This is a genomic window from Flavobacterium sp. (assembly GCF_017744675.1).
In the GTDB taxonomy this organism is placed as follows: Bacteria; Bacteroidota; Bacteroidia; order Flavobacteriales; family Flavobacteriaceae; genus Flavobacterium.
The window spans coordinates 97,962-122,127 of sequence record NZ_JAGIAV010000007.1; the positions used below are offsets into that span (position 1 = coordinate 97,962).

Consider the following 24,166-nt stretch of genomic DNA (forward strand, 5'->3'; position numbering starts at 1 on the left):
AGGTTTTATAAAAAATAAATATTGCCAAAAAAACAACCGATTGTACTCTTTCGTAATAGGAGTAAACTTTTGGCTTTGGTAGACGCTTAGAGATATAAAAAAACCAGCTTAAAATGTAAGCTGGTTTTTAGTAAAGATTCAATTAAATCTCAAGTATGAAAATCATTTTAATTGGTTAGTAATACCCCTCCATTTTTAGGTATTTTTATTTCAACTTCTTTGTTTTTATTTATTTTCAATGTGCTTACTTTTCCGTTTAGCTGTTCATCGTCTATATAATAATTTACTGGCACACCAGAATCAAGCATATCTAATTTTAGTTTTGTTTTTAATACTGTATTTGCAGCATTAATTCCGGCAATGTACCATTTTGCACCTTTCCTTCTGGCTAGTATTACATATTTTCCTGGGTAGCCTTCTAAAAATCGAACCTCATCCCATACGGTTGGCACTTCTTTCATAAATTTTATAGCCCAATCGGGAGCATCTGATAGATTGTTTGGCGCTAAAGCAAAATGCTGTACTCCGCTTTGAAAAAGTACAGAAGTTGCCAATGCATACACATCAGAGGTCATTCTTTTTGAACCTTTATTCGGAATATTATCGCTGTTATAGAATTTATTCAAAGCGCTTCCTCCAAAATCCATGCTTCCTACCACGTTTCTAATAAAAGTATGCGTTGCCGCACTTATTGCTTCGTTATCACAGCTTTGCTGTCCAAAATGCAGATTTTCGCTTGCCAGAACTGCTTCGCTAGATGCATAATTTGGATACATACGCTCCCAGCCTCTAGGCAGTGTGCAGCCGTGAAAAATAACTAGTATTCCAAAATCATTCGCATCTGTTAAAATATCTTCGTATAATTTCATGGTAACCTGCTTGTCTCCACCAAAAAAATCGACTTTAATTCCTTTTACCCCGATACTTTTCATCCATGCCATTTCTTTGCGTCGCATGCCTGAATTATCCATTATTCCTCTCGGTCCTTGCGGAGCATCATTCCAATATCCGTTTGAATTGTACCATAAATAAAGTCCTACTCCTTTTTGTGCGCCGTATGCTGCTAGTTCTGCTATTTTATCACGACCAATCTGGGTATCCCAAAGTGCATCAATTAAAATGGTTTCATAACCCATTGCAGCACTAAAATCGATATACTGCTTTTGTACTGGGAAAGTGGTATTGCCATCCATTTTCATAATCCAGCTCCAAGTTCCTTTTGTATATTGATATTCTTTAGAAGCTTGATATTTTGGTTTAACCAAATCGAATGGAATAGTAGTTTCAACAATTGGCGCCAATGTTTCTCCAATGGTAATAGTTCGCCATGGCGTTTCTCCCGCAAGCGGAATTCCTGGAGAAGTGGTTCCGTTTCCGTTATTTTCGCCAACCATCGGAAATCCGATGGTATATAATCCGTTCTCATGTCCTATTAATCGGCTTGCACAATAGCCGCTGTCGACGCCTGTTTCAGAAATTAAAACCCATCCGCTATTGTTTACTTTAAACAAACATGGAAACGTATAGCCATTTCCCCATCCATTTTTTCCAATAGCATCATCAAGAGTGTAGGAGGTTTCATAACTAGGAGCTGTTCGGGCATATCCTGTCATTGGATTACTTTGCGGACATAAAAAAGTAGTGGTTCCTTTAGGCAGTAAAAAACCTGAAACTTCTTCCTGAACGACACAAGAAAGAGTTTCTTTCTGCGGGTATAGCTTATATTTAAATCCCAGATTATTATTGCTTACTCTAAATATGACATCAAAAGCAGATTTGCCATCTTTGGTAAACGAAAAAACGGCTTCATTAGCAGTATACTTAACATTGCTTTTTTTTATGTTGCGCAACTGATAGGATTCTTCGATTTTATTTTGGCTAACGTTTGTTTCTAAAGTCAATCCGGAACTAAAATCTCCAACATTTGTTTTTAAACCAAGAGGAGATTTCTCGATGAATGTTTTATCATTGTAAATTACATTATACTCAGCCTTTCCGTTATTTACAGAGACCGATACAGCAATTTTCCCGTCGGGGCTTTTTACTATAGATTGGGCGTTTAGCTTAAAGAAACTGACTAAACATAAAAAAATTAAACTTTTAAAATTCATAAAACTTATTTTTGGTTAATGGCTAGAATTTTTTTTTGCAAAATACTGCTTTTAAATGATTATTTCGAAAACATCCAATAATCAAAGTACATGATTTTTTCAGCAGCTTTTCCTTTGAATATAAAAAAGAGATCATGTACTCCTGAAACTTTTTTGATGTCTGCCGTTACCAAAGCCCATCTGTCATCTCCTCCCGTCATCGGAACTTTTACGGTTCCTACTAATTCTCCATCAAGGCTATCCAATCTTATTTCCATAGATACATTTCCGTTGTGTGTGGTACCTACACGTGCAGTAAATTTTGAAGCACCCGATTCGCGAAAATCAACATCGCGCACTTTTGTGTAGGCATTATTTTTCATAGCCGTTATAAATACGCCTACTTCTTTGTTCTGCATTGATTTTACGTCTTTTGACCAAGCTATAGTTTCTGCTTCTGATTTAACATAAGGATTCAGCGTACCGATTCCTTTTTTGATGCCTTCGGTCATATTCAGCTCTTTAACTTTTCCATCAGAATTAAACTGAAGCTCTTCTACAGCTACAGATCTCGTAAAACCGCTGCCTCCTGGCAATGCGCCATTATGGTAAAAGAAATAGGTTTTTCCTTTAAAATCTACTACTCCAGGATGATTGGTAAAACTCTCTCCTTGTGTTGGCATTACAACACCCTGATATTTCCATGGCCCAAGCGGACTTTTACTTGTCGAATAACCGATATGTTCAGAAATAGGCCCTGCGGCAAAAAACAGATAATACGATTTATTTCTTTTATAAAGCCATGGCCCTTCTTCGTAAGTCGTAGGTCTGCGTGGATCTTCTTTTCCTGTGCGTTTTCCAAATGCTTCTACCGTATTTGGAAATACCTGTACCTCATCATTATACGAAATCATGTCTTCATTTAATTTCACATAATGGCAAACAGGATTGCCCCATAATAAATACGCTTGTCCATCATCGTCTATAAAAACCGTTGGATCAATATCGGCGTTGCTGTTTTGCACCAATGGCTTTCCTAGCGGATCTATAAATGGCCCGTACGGACTGTCTGAAACGGCTACCCCAATTCCGTTTTTACCTTGATTGTCTGTAATTGGCGCATACAAATAAAACTTGCCTTTTCTTTCAATACATTGAATTGCCCAAGCATTCATTTTCGCCCAGCTGAAATCTTTATATGATAATACTGCCCCATGGTCTGTCCAATTTACCATATCTTCTGTCGTATACAATTTCCAATCGTTCATGGTAAACCACGTAGAATTGTCTTCATCATGCGAAGTGTATAAATACAGTTTGTTATTGTACACCATTGGAGCCGGATCGGCGGTATAACTTGTCTGTACAATAGGGTTTTGTCCAAAACCCAATACAGGAATTATCAATGCTGCTAAAAATCTTATTTGCTTTAAATTTATTTTATATGACATAGTAGTTATTTATACTTTTCTTTCTTTTTTACAATTTCACTACAACTGAATTTCCGTCGTAAAGAATTATTTTTTCCTGCTTATTGATTGTGTCTGATTTTAAGTGTGCTGAAGATATTTTTACAACCTTAAACTTTCGTTGTTTTATCATCTCTGGAAACGAACCTTTCTGCTTGCCAATGGTTAGGGTTTTCTTTACATCATTCCACTTAAATGCTATAGTGGCATACTTTCCGTTTTCATAATTGTAATTGTCTCCTTCATCTTCATAAAGAGTAAATTGATCGTCTGCCCCTTCGTAGATTCTTATTTCAAGATCATCCCATTTTTTCTCTGCTGTATATTGCATTTCTGGACCAATCGGAAGAATTGAACCTGCTTTTATGAACAATGGAATTTTATCAATCTCGGTATTTGTTTCTATTTTTTGACCTCCATTAAAACTATTTCCAGTCCAAAAGTCTATCCAACTTGAACCTTTTGGAAGGTAAGTTCCCCATTTTTTAATTCCTGCTTCTGTTACTGGCGCTACCAATATCGAACTTCCAAACATATATTCGTACGGCTGATTTACCGCATTTACGTCGTTTTGAAAATCCATTACAAGAGGTCGCATAAAAGTGGAACCTTCTTTTATTTTTGAGGTTTCAGAGTAGATATAAGGGATTAAAGTGTAACGCAGATTTAGCATTTTTCTCATATTCTCTTCAACCTTACCCCCATATTTCCAAGGCTCCGTTTCAGTCTGATAGCCATGAATTCGGAATATGGTACTGAAAGCGCCCCATTGAAACCATCTGGTTAATAATTCATGGAAATTTTCATCGGTATATTGTCCGCCACCAGGTCTGAAAAAACCGCCAATATCGGTTGTCCAGTAAGGCATTCCCGTCAAGGTAAAATTCATTCCAGAAACAATCTGTCTTTTAAAACTATCCCAATTCCCGCCAATATCTCCAGACCAATTTATGGTTCCGTATCGGTGCTGTCCCGCAAATGCCGAACGGGTTAAAATGGTAACTCGTTTTTCTGGATTTGTGTTTCGCTGGCCTTCATAAACCGACTGACTCACAAACAACGGATAAGTAAGACGATAAAAATCTCCTGGTCCCTTATATACCGTCGTGCCAGCAAGCGCATCATTTTCAGGTTCTGTGGCATCCATCCACCAGCTGTCTACTCCTTTCGAAAATAAATTATCATTTAAGACATTCCAATACTTTTTTTGGGTTTCAGGGTTAAAGTAATCCAGCCATTTGGTATTAGGAATGTACAATCCATTTTCATCAAATTGTTTTCCTATCGCGGCATTCTTATCTGGATTTGACCAGATAGAAACCATAAAATGAGCCTTTAAATCATGTAATTCTTTTATAAAACCTGACGGATTTGGATAATTTTTTTCATCAAACTGAGGCACACCCCAGCCATTATCTCCCCAATATTGCCAATCTTGCACTATAACATCTACAGGCAGTTTTCTTTTTCTAAATTCTTTTATGGTACTGATCAAATGCTCACTAGAAGTATATCTCTCTCGGCACTGCCAAAAGCCATATGCCCATAACGGAAGCATAGGCGATTTGCCCGAAATGGTTCTGTAGGTGCTAATCACCTCATCTGCATTTTTGCCTTTAAAAACCACATAATCTAAAGACTGAGCAGAAGTTGATCGAAAAGTAGTTGAATTATCTGTTTTTCTAAAAGACAGTTTTGGCGTATTGGCTATATTGCAGATTATTTGAACCTGATGTTCTCCCGCCTCTAAATCTACTAGCGCGCTAACAGTAGGTGGAAGCCATAAATTGGACTGATCCATTATTTTTTTGTCGTCAATTATAACCAAATGCTTGCTATCCATATCTCCTAAATCCAGCATAATAGAATATTGGCCTTTCTTTTCTACATTAAAATTCCCTTTGTAAAGCACTTCTCTCTGCAATACTTTCTGAGTTCCAGAAGTTGTGGTTACTTCTTGTTCTTTCTCTTTTTCAGAAGATTTAATCTCTTTTGAAAGCGGGATAAAACTATCATTTGGATTAAATTCTGTTAAGCCGTATTGGTGCCATAAAATTCCGTATCCTTTATTCGAGTACAGAAAAGGAATGGCAATCTGAGTATTGACCTGCGTTAATTTTCGAGTAACGTTTTTAAGATTGTAATGTCCGTCCTGAAACTGGCCTAAACCAAAAAGAAATTCGTTTTCTGGCGAATCAAAGCGCTGTTCGACGGTAAAAGATTTATATTTATCATTATGGTTTAAAGCCATTTTCCTGCCTGCCGCTCTTTCACTTAAAAATAGTTCTCCCTTTTGATCTTTAAACTTTAAGCTTTGTTTTTCTTTATCAAATAGAACGGTTAGACTCTTGGTTTTTAACTGGATTTCTTTACTGTTTTCTATTACTTTAAATTCAGGGACAGCAAGTTTTTCTACTAGAATCAATTCTTCCTGCTCTTTTGCCTTTTCGGCATGCAGCTGAATTCTAACCGAATTATCTGTTAGCGGAATAATATGCAGCATTCCTTCTTTTACAGGAATCAAAAGACGGTCGTGTTCTAGAATGTAACTTTTATCTATACTTTTAAAACCAAATAAAAATATCAGAAAAAATGGCGCTATAAATTTAAGTTTGACAAACATATCCGAATTACTTATTTACTACTAGCGTTGCTGCAAAACCACCTTGGTTTAACATTTTAACCTCAACAGAACTTGTTTTATCTACCAGCAAATACTGCACAGAAAAAGCTTTATCATGATTTCCATCTGCAATAAGGGTAAGCTTGTAAGTTTGCCCTTCTGGTAAAAAATCAAATTTTAGATTCTGGATTTTTTCTTTTCTCCCAGAATTAATGCCCCCAATAAACCAATTTGCTCCTTTTCTTCTGGCAATCACAGTATATTTTCCTGGATATCCGTCAAGCAGTATCGTATCATCCCAAGCAGCGGGCACATTCTTTAAAAATGTTTTGGCCGCATCTGGCAACTCGTAATAGCCTTCTGGTCGGTCTGCCATATGTTGTATCCCTGATTCGAAAACCACACTTAGCGCCAGCTCATGCCCGTAAGACGTGATATGCGGAAATTGAGAGTTGGTAAAAGTTACAGGAGTATAATCCATCGATCCTACGACATTGCGGGTAAAAGCCAGTGTATTGTTGTGTTCTGCTGCCGTTGCGGTTAATTCTGGCCCATTATTATACCATTCGGCTCCACGCACAGCTTCGTAAGTCATAAGATGCGGATAGGTTCTCTGCCAGCCTCGCGGAACCAAGCATCCGTGAAAATAAACCATAATTTTATACTTGGCCGCGTCTTCTAAAATGTCTAAGTAATAATTTATAATTTCTTGTTTTTCGCTCAAAAAGAAATCTACTTTTATGCCGTAAACACCCAATTTATTTAACCTTTCGAATTCTTTGATGCGGTTTTCGTGTGTCAGCATTCGGTCTACAGGCGTTGATGTAATCCATTTAAACTTGCCTGAGTTGTACCACATTAAAGGTTTGATTCCTTTTGAATGAATATATTTTATGGCATCTTCTAAATTGCCTCCATTTTCCATCTGATCCCACTCCCAATCCAAAAGTGTATACGGCCAATTCATGGCAACCGCCAAGTCGGCAAATTGGGTTACGGTTTTAAAATCTTTTGTTCCGTGGTTATTCGACCAATAATTCCATGATGCTACTCCTGGCTGTATCCAATCGGTATTCGTTAAAACAGACGGTTTTGAGACATCATCGACCAAAGTAGATTGGACAATATCTTTAAGTTCTCCTAGAATGATAACTCTCCATGGAGATTTCCAAGGCAATGTTATTGTAGCAAAAGGCTCTCCTACGCCTTCTTCTGTTCCGGGAAGCGTGACTTTATACTGATCTTTATTTTTGGTATTGCTTAGTTTTGAGGCTGCATAATTTCTGTCTAAATCGGCTTCATGAATAAGATACCAACTATTATTTTTTGACTTAAACAATGCGGGATAACACCAGTCCTGCTGCACTTCTGCATTATTCATGCTATTGTACAAACCTTCATTAGACAAATCAAACTTCTCCAACCATCGGTCTGTTCCTTCGGGAATAGAATAGGCGGTTAATTCATCTGAAATGGTGTAAGTCCCTTTTTTTTCTGGAAATTCGTAACGAAACGCAACTCCATCATTATAAACTCTTAGAATTACATTGAAGAGCGCTTTTGATTCGTTTTCAAAATAAAAAACCAATTCGTTTGCCGTATTAGAGCATTGCGATTTCTTGCCATGCAAAGCTGTATATTGCTCTTTTATAACAACTGGCTTTCCAATCTTTTTAAGTGTTAAATTGCCGGAAAATGACTGATCGCTTCGTACAATTCCTAAATCTATTTTCGGAATTATTTCGTCCTGTTTGTCTTTATTGGCATACTTAACCTGCAAATGCCAATTTCCTGAATTAGTATTCTGACTGCCAAATAATGCTACCGCTATTTTTTGATTGGGCGAAGTTAAAACGGCTTTTTGCCCATAAGAGCAAACGATAGCAAACAGAAACAAAACAAGACTTACTTTAGATTTCATATTGGTATATTTTACGAGTTTTTACTGTACAACTACTTTAAGGGTTTTAAGGTCTTTTGCTGCCGAACTAGTGCCATAATACACTTCATATTCGCCAGAAGTTACTTTCAGTCCCATCGTTGCTGCATCATAAAATTCAAATGAAGAAGCAGGCAAGTCTATAACAACATTTTCCTTATTTCCTGCTTTTACAGCAACACGCTGAAAAGCTTTTAATGTTTTTAAAGGACCGTCAGCATCATTTGCTTTTTTAACATATACCTGAATAATCTCGGTTCCGTCACGCTTACTGGCATTCTGCACCGGAATATGCAATTGAATGTTTTCATCTGCTTTTATTTTGCTTTTGCTCAATTTTCCTGTACCCACGATAAACTTAGAATAGCTTAATCCAAAACCAAAAGGAAATAATACATCGGTAGTATATCTATAAGTGCGTCCTTTCATCGAATAGTTTTCAAAATCGCCCAATATTTCTGAATTTTTGTAGAAGGAAACAGGCAATTTTCCAGCAGGATTATAATCTCCAAAAAGCACATCGGCAACGGCTTGTCCTCCAGATTCTCCCGGATACCATGCTTGCAAAATAGCATCGCAGCTTGATGTTTCTGGCGTTAAAGCAATTGCAGAACCCGAACAGTTTACAAAAACTACTTTTTTTCCTGCTTCTTTTAATGCATTTAAACATTTTCTCTGTACAGCTGGCAATTCTATATTGGTTCTATCTCCTCCTTTAAAACCAGGATAAGAAACCGGCATTTCTTCTCCTTCAAGCAAAGTAGAAAGCCCTCCAACAAAAACCACAGTATCAATGCCTTTTAATTTTTCGATTAAAGAAGCAAAATTGATGTCAAATTCTTTACCAAAATCAAACTCCAGATTCGCCTGCCAGTTGTTGGACTGCGCAAAATCAATTTCAATTTTATAGGTTTTTCCAGCTTCTACCGGAAATGGAATATTGGCAGGAACTGTTCTCCAGTTTGTATATTTTGCAATAGATTTTCCGTTAACCCATAATTCAAAAAATCCTGTTGCACCGGTTTTAAAAACAAGCGTATCTGTTGTTTTTGCGGTAAACTCCGTTTCGTATTTTGCAGAAAAGCCTTCCAATTTAACTCCAGAAGCAAACTCATGCTGCCCGGCTGTTGTCATTTTTATAGGATTGGTAATCTGAGTTGAAATAACGCTATTTCCTTCTCTATTAGGATTGTTCCAATACGTGGCTTTCATTCCTTTTTTGCCTTCAAAAGAAATCTGATCAAAATAGCTTTGGTTGACTTTATCTTCTACCAGATCGCAGGCTTTATCATAAAAGATTTTATCCTGTCCTGTTTTGGATTCTATTCCTTCTTTGATTGTAATTGTTTTAACTGGTGTTCCATTATAATTTCCCCATAACATCGGTTCATTGGCAGCATTGGGTCCAATAACTGCGATTTTTTTTGATGTTTTGGACAATGGAAGAATATTATTTTTGTTTTGCAGCAATGTCATTGATTTCTGCGCCATTTCTAAAGCCAGCTGCTGATGCTCTTTACTATTAAGCACTGAGGCCGGTATCTGAGCCCATGGAACTATGGCATCGTCATCCATTTCTCCCAATTCAAAACGGCCTTCTAAGACGCGCTGCAAACTTTTGTTGATGTCTGCTTCTCTAATCAAATCTTTTTCAACAGCTTCGGGAAGATTTTTAAAAGGATAATTTTCCCAAACACATTCTACATCTGTTCCTGCCAAAACGGCTTTAGAAGCGGCATGCACCGCATCTGACGAAACTTTATGCGTGGTATAAAAATCGGTTACGGCGCCACAGTCTGAAACGACCATGTATTTATATCCCCATTCTTCTCTAAGAATGCGCTGTAATAATCGCGTATTGCTGCAGCAAGGCTCATCGTCCAGACGCTGATAGGCACACATTACTTCTCGCACGTCGGCTTCCTGCACCAATGCTTTGAACGCAGGCAGATAGGTTTCGTACAATTCACGCGGATTTACATTATTCAAATTCAATTCGTGTCTGCTCCATTCAGGGCCAGAATGCACGGCAAAATGTTTCGCACACGCTAAAAGTTTTCGGTATTTGGCATCAGCAGGACCTTGCAATCCTTTTACAACCGACACTCCCATTCTGGATGTGAGATAAGGATCTTCACCATACGTTTCCTGTCCGCGTCCCCATCTTGGATCTCTAAAAATATTGACATTTGGCGTCCATACCGATAGGCTTAAAAAACGTTTATTTTCGTTTCCGTCTTTAATCCATTGGTTGTATTTGGCTCTTGCTTCATCAGAAACCGCATCAAAAATGCGATATAACAATTGGTCATCAAATGAGGCCGCCATTCCGATAGGTTCAGGAAAAACAGTCACATTATCATTGTTTGCATAACCGTGTAAAGCTTCGCTCCACCAATTAAATTTTTTAATGCCAAGTCTCGGAACAGCATCAGACTGATCGCACATTAAGGCTGCTTTTTCTTCCAGCGTTAATCTTGAAATTAAATCTTTTGCGCGATCAGAAGAACTTAACGAAGGATTCTTATATGGCAGCAGCTGTGCATTTGCGCTAACTGCCGAAAACAAACTTATGACAAACCAATATCTTATCTTCATCGTTTTATACTTTTAAATGGTTTTGAAGCTTTTCTATCAAGATTAGTTCGTTTCTGAAATTTTATCCTCCAGACGGAAATAATCAAAATCGGCAAAACCTCCTGCCATTTTGGTAGCGTAATTAAATAAGCCGAATCGATACCCCATAAAATGCGGAATGGTGTATGGCATCTTGATTGGTTTTCCTATGGCAATCCATTTTTTTCCGTCTAAACTGTAATAAAATCTTCCTTGATCGGCTTGGTTTTTAAAGTTGCAATCCGCTTTTAAGTATATTTTGTTCTGATTTAATAGCACACTTTCTATCTCCTTCGGATTTCCTTTTTCGGCCTCTATCATGATTATTTTTTTTGCCCCTTGCTCCATTCTTACTCCAACCAAACCAAAATCTTTTTGCAGTAGCGAAAGTCCAGCAAAATCTCCTTCTTTCAGATTAGAAAGCTCCAGCATGGTAGTTCCAGAACATACTGGCCCAAAAGTTCTCTGAGTCAAAATGTTTTTTACCTGCGTAAAACTGCTGTCAATTCTAGATGTTTTTAATCTCAAATACCCTTTTCTTTCTTTAACCGACCAAGAGGCATTATCTGGGTTATGATTCCATTGCCAAACCAACGGCAGGTCATTTTCTCCGTTTTTACGGTTAAATTCATCAGAATTTACAATTCCTGGAATTAGGCTTTTATTGGCGGGCAGGTCAAGATATTGAGGCACTTTACCATTTTCTCCCAAGATTGGCCAGCCGTTTTCCCATTTTACAGGAACCAGATACGGAATACGACCTACGCCTCCAGCATCTCTAAACAAATAAGAAAACCATTTGCCATCTGGAGTATCAATAAATCCGCCTTGCGCAACGCCCAAATCCTGCAGTCCGATCTTTCCTTCCCAAGGTCCTGTAATAGCATTTGCTCTGTGTATAATTACGGTACGCATGCCATTTTTGGGCCAGCAGATATTGAACAGATAATATTTTCCTTTAATTTTAAAAAGCTGGGATCCTTCAGCCGGAAGCATAATCTCGCTTTGCGCAGGCGCATTGGCATTTTCTATTAAAACTTTCTTGGTTTCTTCTTTTACTCCTGATAAATCCTCTTTTAATTCGACTATTTGAAGTTTTCCGCCTCCCCAAACAAGGTAGACTTTGCCATTATCGTCAAAAAAGAGAGAGTGATCGTGATAAGAATTGTTTAAAATAATCTTTTTCCAAGGGCCTTTTTCAATATCTTTTGTAGAAAAAATATAGGTTTTGCCTGTTGTTCCCGAAAAAGTGCTCACATAATACATTCCGTTATGATAGCGCAGACTGCTCGCCCAAGAACCTCTTCCATAATCATTTTTTCCGTGATCTAAATTCAATCGGTCGTCATTATCTTCTAAAGTTTGGTACGCATAATTAACCAGATGCCAATTGACTAAATCGCTAGATTTCATAATCGGAACTCCAGGATTCATGTGCATGGTTGTACTGCTCATATAATACGCATCCTTAACTCTGATTATCGATAAATCAGGCACATCTGCAAAAATAATAGGATTCTGAGCTTTATCTTTTTGCGCCTGACTTGTCAAAATAGTCAAGCCAATCGCCAGAACCGTATATATAAAATCTTTTGTTTTCATAGTTGTTTTTCGTTTTTCTAAAAAATATCAGACGGAGATATTATAATTCATCTATTGCATAGTTGTTCTTAACACATAGAACATAGCTTTTTGGTGATTCATTAAGTTGTTTCACTTAGAATATTACACATAGAACTATGTGTTAAAGCTTGCTTTTTCTGTAATCTCAAACAAAAGCAATAAAAAATCTATGTTTCTATGTGTTTAAATTTTATTTTTAATTACCACAGATATATTAATCCGTTACAATTCTAAGCTGAGCAAACTTTGGACTGATTTTCCCTTCTTTTGCTAAAATTTTAATATTCAGCACTTCGCTATTCTCTATTTTTATTTTGATTGTTTTTTTATCAGAAGCGGCTATTACTGCTGGTTTTTCATTAATCAAAATCGTACTATTATCGCTGTTGAATTCATCCAAAACAGTGATTTGCAAAAACTGACCTTTTTTGTTTTTATTCAGCATTTGATACGAAATATAAGAACGGGTATTGCGCCAGAACTTTCCATCCTCGTAACCCGAATTGCTTTTTTCTCCCTTATACAAATGGTCTACTTCTGGCTGCTGCTCTCCACAATTTATTTTATCTATTGTTTTGGCTTCTAAAGCCATGGCTTCTTTTTCCTGTTGCTTCAGCAATTCCTGCTTTTCCTTATATTCTTCTTTGGAGTAGGTTTGAAAATACATTTGATAACGGGCGTCGTGCACTTCAAAAAAAGGTTCCAGTTCTAATGAGTCTAGACTATATCTTAAGTTTCCCGTTTCTTTGAGTTTCGAGATATAATCTGCTTTTTCTCCAACCAATGCGTAAGCTTCATCAAGCGGCATAAATTTTCCTTTCGCCACGTGTCCCATTCGGCTGTCATCTGCATACAGACCATCTAATCCTTCTGTAGAAGTTTTGGCTGCCAGTACAATTGGCCCTTTTACAAAAGCGCTCCAATTAGATCCGTCTGGCAGATTTTCTAAATGTAGCGTTGTTTGAAATTGCACTTCTATTTTATCTCCTGATTTCCATTTTCTTGAAATCGCAACATATTCAGAAGATTTAGAGGTTATTTTTTGTTCTTTTCCGTTAATGAATATGGCAAAACTTTCGGCCCATTTTGGGTAACGGATATTCAAAGCAAAGGTTTTTGCTTTTTTAAGTTTTAAAACCAATTCGGTCTGATTTTCATAAGGAAATTTTGTGGTTTGTTCTAGTTCTATGCCTTTTTCTTCCCACTTTAAAACCGACGGAATAAAAAGATTTACAAAAAGATCATTTTGTGAATGGCTGTAAATCAATTCGCCATATTTGGTGTGGTTTTCAAGTCCCGTTCCTACACAGCACCACATGCTGGTTTGAGGCTGCGAATACACACGATAGTGATTGGGACGAATAGGTGTAAAATAAACAAACCCTCCTTTTTCGGGATGTTGGCTCGAAAGGATATGATTGTAAAGCGTACGCTCGTAAAAATCCAGATAATGCACATCGTTTTTATCTAGAAACAAAGCTTTAGCAAGGCGTTCCATATTATACGAATTGCAGGTTTCTGGCCCTTCGTTTGACTTTACCATTCCGCTGAAATCGTTTATCGGATTAAAATGTTCCGAAACGCTATTTCCGCCAAATGCAACGGTTCTTTTTTGGGTCACATTATCCCAAAAATATTCTACGGCATTCGACCATTGTTTATTATCCGAAAGAACTGCAATTTTCTCAAAGCCAACTACTTTAGGTATTTGCGTATTGGCATGCAAACCCGTCAATTTATCTTCTTTTTGCAACAACGGATTTAAAAATGCTTTATGCGATAATTTCTCCGCCGTTTCAAGATATTTTTTGTTTTTGGTAATGATATACAAATCGGCAAAAGATTCATTGATGCCCCCATGCTCTGTTGCTAAAACTTTCTGGATTTGTTCATCTGAAAGCGGGCGGATTAATTCTATAAACCAATCTCCTAGTTTGATCACGATCTCTTTGGCTTTCTCGCTTCCTGTATAATGGTAGGCATCAATAAGCCCTGCAAAAAGTTTGTGAATGTTGTAGATTGGCACCCAAGTATTATTCAATCCGAAACTGCTTCCATCGATATCTCCTTTATGGATGCGATCCCAAAAAACTTTGCCTTGCGGAATGCCTCCTACGTAACCATTTCCATTTTTATCCTGACAGCGCGCCAGTTCTGAAAGCATATAATCTAACCTATTTTTAAGTTCTGCATTTCCAGTTGAAGCATACATCATGGATAAGGCTGAAAGATAATGGCCGCTAATATGGCCGTCCAATCCTATGCTTTCCCAATTTCCGTAACGATCTGCTTTTGGCGGAAGCCCTGACTCTAATAAATAGGGCGCTAAAAGTTTATCTGGATCTAATGCTAAAATGTACTTAAGATCTACATCTTGTGCATTTTTAAATAGCCCCTCTTTTAGTCTTACTTCGCTTAAATCAAATAACCGCATTTGGGCTGATATTTTGGCTCCGATGAATAAGGCGAATAGGCAAAACAAAATTTTGTTTTTCATTATAGATTTGGTTTTAAGTTATAGCAGGTAAAAAGTATAGGTTTTCCCTTTTTCCGTCATAATATCGTATAAAAAAGACGTTTTAATGTCCAACAGCATAAGGTTTGCTTCTTTAGAAATAAGCGGTTTTTCGATTTCTTCCAACTGATAAAAGGCATTTGGATTTGTTCCTGAGGCTGTTTTTAAACTTTTCTTGTTTTTTAAACCCAGCTCGTTAGGAGTTCTTAATCTTAAATTGCCGCCCAGATTAGAGTAAATAGTTACGGTGGTTATTTTTCCGTTTTTCCATTTCAAATCTTTTATTTCAAAACCTCCTCTTGCTTTTAATCCGCTTATTTGTCCGTATTCTTTTAAAGCATCGGGTAAAGCAGGAAGCAGATGAACGGCGCCGTCTGAACTCTGCATCAGCATTTCTGTAATTCCAGAAGTGCAGCCAAAATTGCCGTCAATCTGAAACGGCGGATGCGCATCAAAGAGATTGTTATAAGTTCCGCCGCCTTCTTGATTTACTCCAAGCGGCGTTAATTGATTTTGAATTAAGCTGTAGGCATGATTTCCGTCTTGCATTTTTGCCCACCAGTTTACTTTCCAGCCCATGCTCCATCCAGTAGAAACATCGCCTCTTTGTAATAATGTATTTTTCGCAGCCGCAAAAAGTTCTGGAGTTCTGTAAGCCGAAATCTGATTGGACGGATATAAACCATAAAGATGTGAAATATGGCGGTGGTTATCTGTTGGATCATCCACATCATCAAGCCATTCTTGAAGCTGATTGTATTTTCCTATCTGCATCGGAGGCAGTTTTTTTCTCCGTATTTTAAGGCTATCCGCAAACTCTTTGTCTTTCTGTAAAACTTCTGAAGCTTTTATCAGCGTACTAAAAACATCAAATACAATTTGATTGTCCATTGTAGAACCTGCCGTCATTGCCGAATTTTGGTGTGCTTTTGGTGTATTTTCTGGTGAATTTCCAGGCGCTACGACCAGCCAGCCATTAGCAGGATCTTCAACAAGAAAATCAGCATAAAAAAGAGCTGCTCCTTTTAATATGTCGTAAGCCGATTTTAAATATGCTGTATCTCCTGTATATAAATAATGTTCCCAAACATGCTGGCTCAGCCATCCTCCACCTGCATTCCAAACTCCCCACGTAGCGCCATCGACTGCACCATTCACTCTCCAAATATCGGTATTATGATGCGCCATCCAGCCTCTCGCGCCATACATGACTTTGGCTGTTTCCTGCCCGGTATGCGAAAGCTCTTGAATCATTTTTAAAAGAGGCTCGTGCATTTCGGACAAATTCGTTTTTTCGGCTGGCCAGTAATTCATTTCTGTATTAATGTTAATGGTGTATTTGCTATCCCATGCCGGTGTCATGCTGCCATTCCAGATTCCCTGCAGATTTGCGGCCTGTCCTCCAGGTTGCGAAGAAGAAATTAATAGGTATCTGCCATACTGGTAATAAAGCGTTACAAAAGACGGATCTTGAACGTTTCTAAAATTAGACAGTCTTTCATCGGTTGGCAATTTAGCTTGTTCTGTTGCACCTAAATCAAGGTTTACTCTTTTGAAATACTTTTGATATGCCGCAATATGGGCTGTTTTCATCTTATCATAATTCTTGACAAATGCTTTATCAAGATAAGACTGAGCCTCTTTTTTTTCGTCACCGCTTATATCATTATAATTTACAAAGTTTGAAGCTATAGAAACCATTATCACTACAGAATCTGCTTTTTCTATTTTTAGCTTATTATCTGCGGCACTTATACTTCCGCCTTGCGTTTTTACCCTTGCGAGTGCATTAAATTGTACTTTTCCTTCTACTCCTTCATGATCGCTGGTAGTTCCCCAAAGTGAGATTTCGTTATTGTTATTAATTGCAATTTTTTGTTTTTTATGTTGTGAAGTAAAATCGGCTGTAAATGATAGTTGGCCAGGTCGATCTGCAGAAAGTTTGATAACCAAAACTCGGTCTGCAAAAGAGGTAAAAGCTTCTCTGGTAAAAGTGACTCCATTTGCTTTATAAATTGTTTTAGCGATTGCTTTTTCAATATCCAATTCACGATAATAATCCGAATAATTTTGATCGGCAAAATGCAATTCTAAATTCCCAACGGGCTGAAACATCTGCCCATGAGATTTTTTTGTAATGATGGTTTCATTGATTAGTTTTTCGGCTTTTTTGTATTCTTTCTGAAAAAGAAATTGTCTTATCTGATCCAAAGCTTCTTTTGCTTGAGGATTATCATTTCGATTAGGACTTCCGCTCCAGACTGTAGTTTCATTCAATTGAAAAATTTCTTTTCCAACATTTCCATAAACCATTGCACCCTGAAAACCATTTCCTAACGGCAACGCATTTTCCCAAATTTCTCCCGAAGGGGTTTTATACCAAAGCTTTAAATCTGATTTTTCCTGAGCGAACACTAGGGAAATTCCAAAGAAAAACAGCAGATTAAATAAATGATTTTTCATATTTCTTGACTTCATCTAAAAATTTATTGAGATACTCGTTCACTTTCTGGGGCTCCTAAATACGAAGGTTTTAAACCTCCTGTATCAATCAGTATTTTTTGAAGCACAATTCCCGGATCTAAAACTCTGAAACGAAGCATATGTTTTCCTGGTTTCAGAATCGTATGTTTTGTTGTGGAATGAATCATGTGCTCTGCCTGCCATTTTCCTAATTCACCTTTATAATGTCCATTAAAATTGACCAGCTGCGGTTTTTCGCCATCAAAAGATATTTCATATCGAAGTCCTTTGTTGCTATTAAAATTAAGGGTTGGAGCCAGTAAAAGTTCAACATTGCATTCTCTCGCTGAAGCAAAATTAATCTCGTATTCTACAAATATATTATCTTCTGCCGTAGGATAACCATTTTGCGGAAAGGTCGTAATGCCGCTTTGTGTTTTTCCAAAATCTGGAATTATTTCCCAATATATTTTTTTAGAATTATTCATTTTAGAAAAATGTTCGGCATAAATAGAAACGTAGCCGTCTTTTTCTACAAAAACTTTCGGAGATACTATTTCGCTATCCGACAGGTATTTTAAATCTGGAAGAATATTTTTAGGACCATCATGCCAAGCTTTATATCCTATGCGCATCTGATCCATCATGTGAGGCCATTTGCCTCCTGAAATCTCATTATTGTATTTGTTTTGAAGAATCGAATCGCGTTCAAATTTAACTTTAACCTCATCGGCATAATAATTGGCAAGACTATTTTTTTGCTCTGCCAGTTTCTTATTTTTTGCTTGCGCGAAATACATTTCATAAAGATTGCAGCAGGCATCTATTGGATATAAAACCAACTGAAAATAAGCATCTTTATATTCGTTAGGAAGTTCGTTGTAAATTCTATAAGCATCCAATGCCAAGTTTTTATAATCGTTGACAACGGTTTCAAACTCATTGTAGTTTTCTAATGAGTAGGTTTTGCTGTCCAGCATTTCTGGAGTCACACGGCGGTTGAATTTTGGATAAGTATTTAATAATCTGGCGATTTCTTTAGAATATTTGCTCCCAAACTGTTCTGCTGTCCAGTTTTCTGTGTATTGGAAAAGATTTTGAGAGTTGAAGTTTTTAGGATTCCAAGCCATATCTAAAAAGAAGTTTATTGGAAATTCCATTGGTTTTAAATCGCCAACATTAACGATCCATACTTTGTCTACTCCATTTTCGTAGCTCAGATTCATCTGTTCCCAAACTCTTTGTATTGGACTTATGTTAATCCATTTTGAATTTCTTGGTGCGCCTACATAATCAAAATGATAATACATTCCGTATCCACCTTTGTGCAAAGGTTTAGAAAGATCTGGAAGTTTGCGGACATTTCCCCAGTTATCATCACAAAATAGAAGAATTACATCATCAGGAACGCGCATTCCCTGATCGTAATAATCTTGAACTTCTTTGTATAAAGCCCAGACTTGCGGTGTTTTATTGGCACTTTTACCAGTTTCTTTCTCAATAATTTTGCGCTGCTCTTTTACAATATTTTCGAGCAGACTTATATTGGTGCCTTCACTCATTGCTTCGTCTCCATCGCCACGCATCGCAATGGTTACGAGTTTTTCCCAGTTTTTGCTTCGCTGAATACCTGTTTTCCAGAATTCGTCCAAAACCGTTTTGTTTTTAGAATAATCCCAAATATTCGGCAAATTATTTTTCTTAATGTAACGTCGCCAGTCGGTTTGTGCCAAAGCCATTGGTTCATGATGAGAAGTTCCCATTACGATTCCCATTTCATTTGCTAAAGGTCCGCTGGCTGCATCATCATCATAAAACGCATTTCCCCACATGGCAGGCCAGATGTAATTGCCTTTCAGTCTCAGGATTAACTCAAAAACTTTTTCATAAAATTTGCTGTTAAAACCGCCAAAAGTAGCTTTTGCCCAACCGCTTAAGGCTGGCGCTTCATCATTAAGGAAAATGCCTCTGTACTTTACGGCAGGTTCTCCTTCTGTGTACGTTCCTTTAATGAAGTAAATGTTTTCTTTGTGTTTTACAGGCACATCAGCCCAATAATACCACGGAGAAACGCCAATCTGTTTAGACAATTCATACACTCCATAAATGGTTCCGCGTTTGTCGCTTCCTGCAATTACGAGTGCTTCTGCTACTCCTTTGAAAGGATTTTTAACCTCTTGTATGATGAATTTTTCATTCTTGCCTTTGAGCTCTTTTCCGTCTATTTTTTTTTGTTTAACTAAATCATCAATAACCGAATTAGATCCGATCATTCCAATAATAATGAGCGGTGATGAAATATTGGAATTTTGATTTAAAATAATGGGACGCTGACCTGTAACTTTTTCAAAATCTAACTGAAGATTATTTACAGCACGCAAAACTCCTGCATCTAAATTTGAATTTACAAAAAAAGAAAGTGAAAGCGATTTTTCTTTCAGCACCATAACATTCTGGCTTCTATCTTCTGTTATAAAAGGTTGAGAAGCCTTTAACAATGTACTTGATAAAATAATAATTACAGTGCTTATAAATTTCAAATAGTTTTTCATTAGATGCTTTTTATCAATTCAATCCAGATTCCATTTATTTTAAATCAAAATCTTCAGCTTATTTTGTATTTCTTATTTAAACAATAACTGTGAGTACAGAAATAAATCATGTCTCCATACCGGCCAAGTGTGTCCGCCAGGATATTCACTGTAGCCGTATTTAATGCCAAATTGATCGAATTTCTTCATCATAATTTTACAGTTCTCGTAGGCTATATCTTCTTTTCCTCCCATCGAAATCCAGAAATTCTTTAGATTAGCATTAATAGTCTGGGCATTGTTTTTCATAAAATCATATTGAGGATCTGATAATTTTGGGTTGTTTGCCCACCAGCCAGAACTGAATACTCCTAAACTTGAAAACATACCCGAATTTTGAATTCCGGCATAAAGCGTTTGCAACCCGCCCATTGATAAACCGGCTAAAGCTCTGTTTTTACTGTCTGTAGCCACTTTAAAATTGCTTTCTACAAAAGGTATTGCTCCGTTTTTCAGCTCGTTTTCAAAAGCTTTTAATGTCTCTTCTCCAAAAGCTGCAATACCGCCAGTACTTCCCATATTTCCGTCAAGCATTACAATAAGCATTTTCTTTGCTTTATTTTCTGCAATCAAATTATCCAAAATCAAATTTGCTTTTCCTTGAGTGCTCCAACCTCTTTGGTCTTCTCCGCCTCCATGCAAAAGGTATAATACAGGGAATTTTTCCGATGAAGTTTCGTATCCTGGCGGGGTATACACATACATTTCGCGCCATGAATTGGTTCCTTTCGAAAAGTATCTCATTATCCTTACCTCGCCATGCGGAACTGCTTTTAATTCATAAAAATCTCCGTCTCTTTTCGGAATTTCGATTCCGCTTGCCATACGGCTCATGCCATAAAAAGTCTCACTTGACGGATCTGCTACTGCCACGCCGTCAATTAAAAGCGAATAGTAATTAAACCCTCCGTTTATTACATCGGTTGTAACATTCCACACGCCTTGTCCATCTTTCTGCATATCGTATTTTCGTCCTAAATCGATCTGCACTTTTGTGGCTTCTGGCGCATTGACTTTAAAAATCACTCTGTTATCTGGCAGTATCTGAGGATATTTGGCATTTCGAATATTGGTTTGCGCTACTGTTCCTAAAACAGTGTATTTTGCAAAACTTGATTCGTCAACAGGTTTGAACAATAACTGCGAAAACATGTATAAACCGTTTTTCCAAACTTTAAAATCATGAACGCCTGGTTCTAGATAATAAATGTGAGGCACATTATTTTTATATAGATAATCGTGTGTGCGTTTGCTGTTTTCAAGAAGCCAGTCATTGTCTCCGCAAGAAATCCAAAGCAGTTTCAGTTTCTTTTTTGTTTCTTCAGGATTCGGCACTAACTCTTCTGTTTTCTTAGTGTTTGGAGCTGATGAAAAGCCTCCAATCCAAGCAAATTTATCTAAGTTTGTTAAACCGAAATTCAAAGACTGTCCGCCTCCCATAGAAAGTCCTGCAATGGCACGATGATCTCTATCTTTAAAAACACTGTATTTTTTTTCGATAAAAGGAATTAAATCCTTCAATAAATCTTTTTCAAAGTCTGAAAATGCCTGCACTTTGTCTGGCGCCATTATATTTCCTGTGGCGCTGTCATCTTTCATTGCTCTTCCGTTTGGCATAACCACAATCATGGGCTCTAATTTTCCTTCTGCATAAAGATTGTCCAATATAATCTGCGGACTTCCTCCATTTAGCCATTCCTTTTCATCTCCACCAATTCCGTGCAAAAGATATAAAACTGAATATTTTTTGTTTTTAGCATATCCAGGCGGCGTATAAACCGTTGCTTTTCTAACTGTTCCTACTGTTTTTGACTCATAACTTACCGTTTCAACTTTTCCTGCTGGAACTGCTGGATTTAGCTGGTCAAATCCAATTGGTGCCTGAACTATAAAAGGATCATTTGGATTATTGGATTTATACCCTAAAAGCGAAAGCATTTTTTCGGCATAACGTCTTCCTAATTCTCTGTAACCTGCCGGATTAAAATGCAAGAAATCTGGAGCAACCGCACAGCCTTTTGAAGAAATTACATATGATGTTGGAATAGTTTGAGGCAGAGTTGCAATGATTTTATTCATGCTGGCGCATTTCCCGTTTTGTTCTTCATGAACTACTTCTCCAGAAAGCAAAGGCACTTTTTTAGGATCTAAGTTCAAGTCTTTCATCAGATTGTCGTACACTATTTTGACCTTTTTTGGCCATAATGTATCACCTGTGTTAGATTCTCCCTGATGCAGTAAAATTCCTTTTATAACTCCTTTTATTTGTGCAATTTTTGCCATTTCCACAAGCCTCGCATACGGACTGCCATTATATTCTTTAATCATACCCAGCATCCAATCTGGCGCTGTTTTCATATAATTATCAAAATTGTCTTTATCAAAAAGTTCTATTTTGCATCCTCCTACCGCAACATTTACCACTCCCACTTTTATATTTTTGGGAAGATTGGCAACCATAGTTCGTCCAAAATTGTCTGTTAGCGTCAATCCTGTTTTACATCGGCATAATGGCGGAATTGCCGTGTACCATTTTCCCATTTCACGATTCAAATCTGGACAGTCTACTGCTTCCAGAACCTGAAAACGAGGATCTACATTTAGTTTGTCTTCAGCTTCTATTGGAGCCGCGCCTTCCATATTGGACTGGCCAAAACTTAAATAAACATGAAAATTTGGATCTTGAGAATATCCCTTCTGCCCCATAAATAAAAGAACAGCAACTGCGAAAAATCTAATTATTGATTTCATGATATCTTGTTAAATTTATTGTACTGCCAGAAACAACTGGCTGATATATCTTTTTAATAATGGTTAACCCGTTGCGTGAAATTACTTTTAACACATAGAATCATAGTCCCAAAACATCATTAAAAAAGGCGTTTCACTAATTTTAATTCACATAGCTATGTGTTAAAGCTTGCTTTTTCGACAATCTTAAACAAAAGCAAAAAAATCTATGTTTCTATGTGTTAAAAATTAAATCTGTTTTATTTAAATAAATTTAAATCTATTACTTCGCCCATTCTCTGATATCCTAACTCATTGGGATGCAAAAAATCGCCATCATGCATATTGCCTAAGATGGTTTTAGCATCTTCTTTTGAAGCCATTTCTTTGTCGAAATCTATTACCGCATCAAAGTTGTTATTTCGAATCCATGCATTTACAATATCTCTCGCCTCTTGTTTAAAAGGCGCATCGTAAAATGATTTTTGAAAGGGCAAAATCGTGCATCCGTAGACTTTTAAGCCTTTGACATGCGCTTTTTCAATCATAATTTTATAAGCGTCTATAATTTCCTGCGCTTTTGCAGGGGCATCTTCAGCTCGTTTAATTCCGCCGATATCATTTATTCCTTCCAAAATTACAAGCCATTTCGCGCCTGCTTGCGAGAGCACATCGCGATCAAAACGTTCTAAAGCCGTTGGCCCAAGTCCGCCTCTTACAACACAATTTCCTCCTATTCCTAAATTTAAAACTCCAATGTTTTTAGTCGTTTTATTTGTTGCAAGTCGAGCTGCCAAAATATCGGTCCAGCGGTTTTGCTTGTTTGTTCCAGATCCGCGTCCGTCTGTAATGGAGTTTCCTAAACAAATGATATTCGATGTGTTTTTTGATGCCATAACATCGAGTCCCATAATAGAATACCAATGATCTGTTTTTACTGCACCCGAGAAAACGTCATCGCTAAGATGATCGCCAGGCAAAATATAAGAAGTTGTTCTCGAGCCAGGATGTCCAGATGTTTTTTCTGATGAAACTCCGTAATAAATAGTGATGGCAAGAAGCTGACCTGCTTTTAACTGAAAATTCAAGTCATCTGAAAATACCTCAGCTCCGGGCTTTACTATTATTTCTTGATTTCCATTAAAACTGAGGATCTTTTGCGTGTTTTTATCTATTGCTGGAGCTTCAAGCACATTGCCTATGCTGACTTTTTTTAAAACTGTCGGCTGATCACTAAATAAATTGGAGAAGCGCAGTCGAATATGTTCTCCTCCAATCGAAACTTTTATAATTTGGCGCAATGTATTTTCGGCCAAACCTGGAGCTGGAGGCATATTGTGCGGTTCTACAAGCATTTGTGCACACGCCCACGATCCTACCCAATTTGCCGAAGCCGACTTTCCAGAAGAATTTACTAATGACTGATTGGTCTTACATTCTATTATTAAAATAAAAAGCGGTAAAAGCAATGCATATTTTAAATATCTTTTCATATTTACTTTTAAAG

Annotated in this window: 11 protein-coding genes; all 11 read right to left on the reverse strand. The window is 37.2% G+C overall.

Going from position 1 to position 24,166, the window contains the following annotated elements; genetic code table 11:
* Positions 1-167: 167 nt before the first annotated feature.
* Entirely contained in the window at positions 168-2,111 is a 1,944-nt protein-coding gene (locus tag J7574_RS20760; protein WP_290973354.1) for a glycoside hydrolase family 97 protein, read from the reverse strand.
* Positions 2,112-2,170: 59 nt separating this feature from the next.
* A complete protein-coding gene (locus J7574_RS20765) occupies positions 2,171-3,541 on the reverse strand; it encodes a glycoside hydrolase family 43 protein (RefSeq protein ID WP_290973357.1) in 1,371 nt (456 codons plus the stop codon).
* A gap of 28 nt (positions 3,542-3,569) precedes the next feature.
* Complete coding sequence (locus J7574_RS20770; RefSeq protein ID WP_290973360.1) at positions 3,570-6,182, reverse strand: TIM-barrel domain-containing protein; 2,613 nt, start codon at positions 6,180-6,182, stop codon at positions 3,570-3,572.
* Between the two features lie 7 nt (positions 6,183-6,189).
* A complete protein-coding gene (locus J7574_RS20775; protein ID WP_290973363.1) occupies positions 6,190-8,103 on the reverse strand; it encodes a glycoside hydrolase family 97 protein in 1,914 nt (637 codons plus the stop codon).
* 21 nt (positions 8,104-8,124) lie between these two features.
* Positions 8,125-10,719, reverse strand: a complete 2,595-nt coding sequence (xyl3A, locus tag J7574_RS20780) for a xylan 1,4-beta-xylosidase (RefSeq protein ID WP_290973366.1) — start codon at positions 10,717-10,719, stop codon at positions 8,125-8,127.
* Positions 10,720-10,761: 42 nt separating this feature from the next.
* Positions 10,762-12,339 (reverse strand): glycoside hydrolase 43 family protein, encoded by a 1,578-nt coding sequence (locus J7574_RS20785; RefSeq protein ID WP_290973368.1) that lies wholly within the window; start codon positions 12,337-12,339, stop codon positions 10,762-10,764.
* 235 nt (positions 12,340-12,574) lie between these two features.
* Positions 12,575-14,857, reverse strand: a complete 2,283-nt coding sequence (locus tag J7574_RS20790; RefSeq protein ID WP_290973370.1) for a glycoside hydrolase family 127 protein — start codon at positions 14,855-14,857, stop codon at positions 12,575-12,577.
* Between the two features lie 18 nt (positions 14,858-14,875).
* Positions 14,876-17,353, reverse strand: coding sequence for a glycoside hydrolase family 95 protein (locus J7574_RS20795; protein ID WP_290973372.1), 2,478 nt, complete (start codon positions 17,351-17,353; stop codon positions 14,876-14,878).
* 8 nt (positions 17,354-17,361) lie between these two features.
* Complete coding sequence (locus tag J7574_RS20800; protein ID WP_290973374.1) at positions 17,362-19,890, reverse strand: glycosyl hydrolase 115 family protein; 2,529 nt, start codon at positions 19,888-19,890, stop codon at positions 17,362-17,364.
* A 72-nt stretch (positions 19,891-19,962) separates the two neighbouring features.
* Positions 19,963-22,680, reverse strand: a complete 2,718-nt coding sequence (locus J7574_RS20805; RefSeq protein ID WP_290973376.1) for an alpha/beta hydrolase-fold protein — start codon at positions 22,678-22,680, stop codon at positions 19,963-19,965.
* A gap of 239 nt (positions 22,681-22,919) precedes the next feature.
* On the reverse strand, positions 22,920-24,152 hold the full coding sequence (locus J7574_RS20810; protein WP_290973378.1) for an SGNH/GDSL hydrolase family protein: 1,233 nt from the start codon (positions 24,150-24,152) through the stop codon (positions 22,920-22,922).
* Positions 24,153-24,166: the final 14 nt, after the last annotated feature.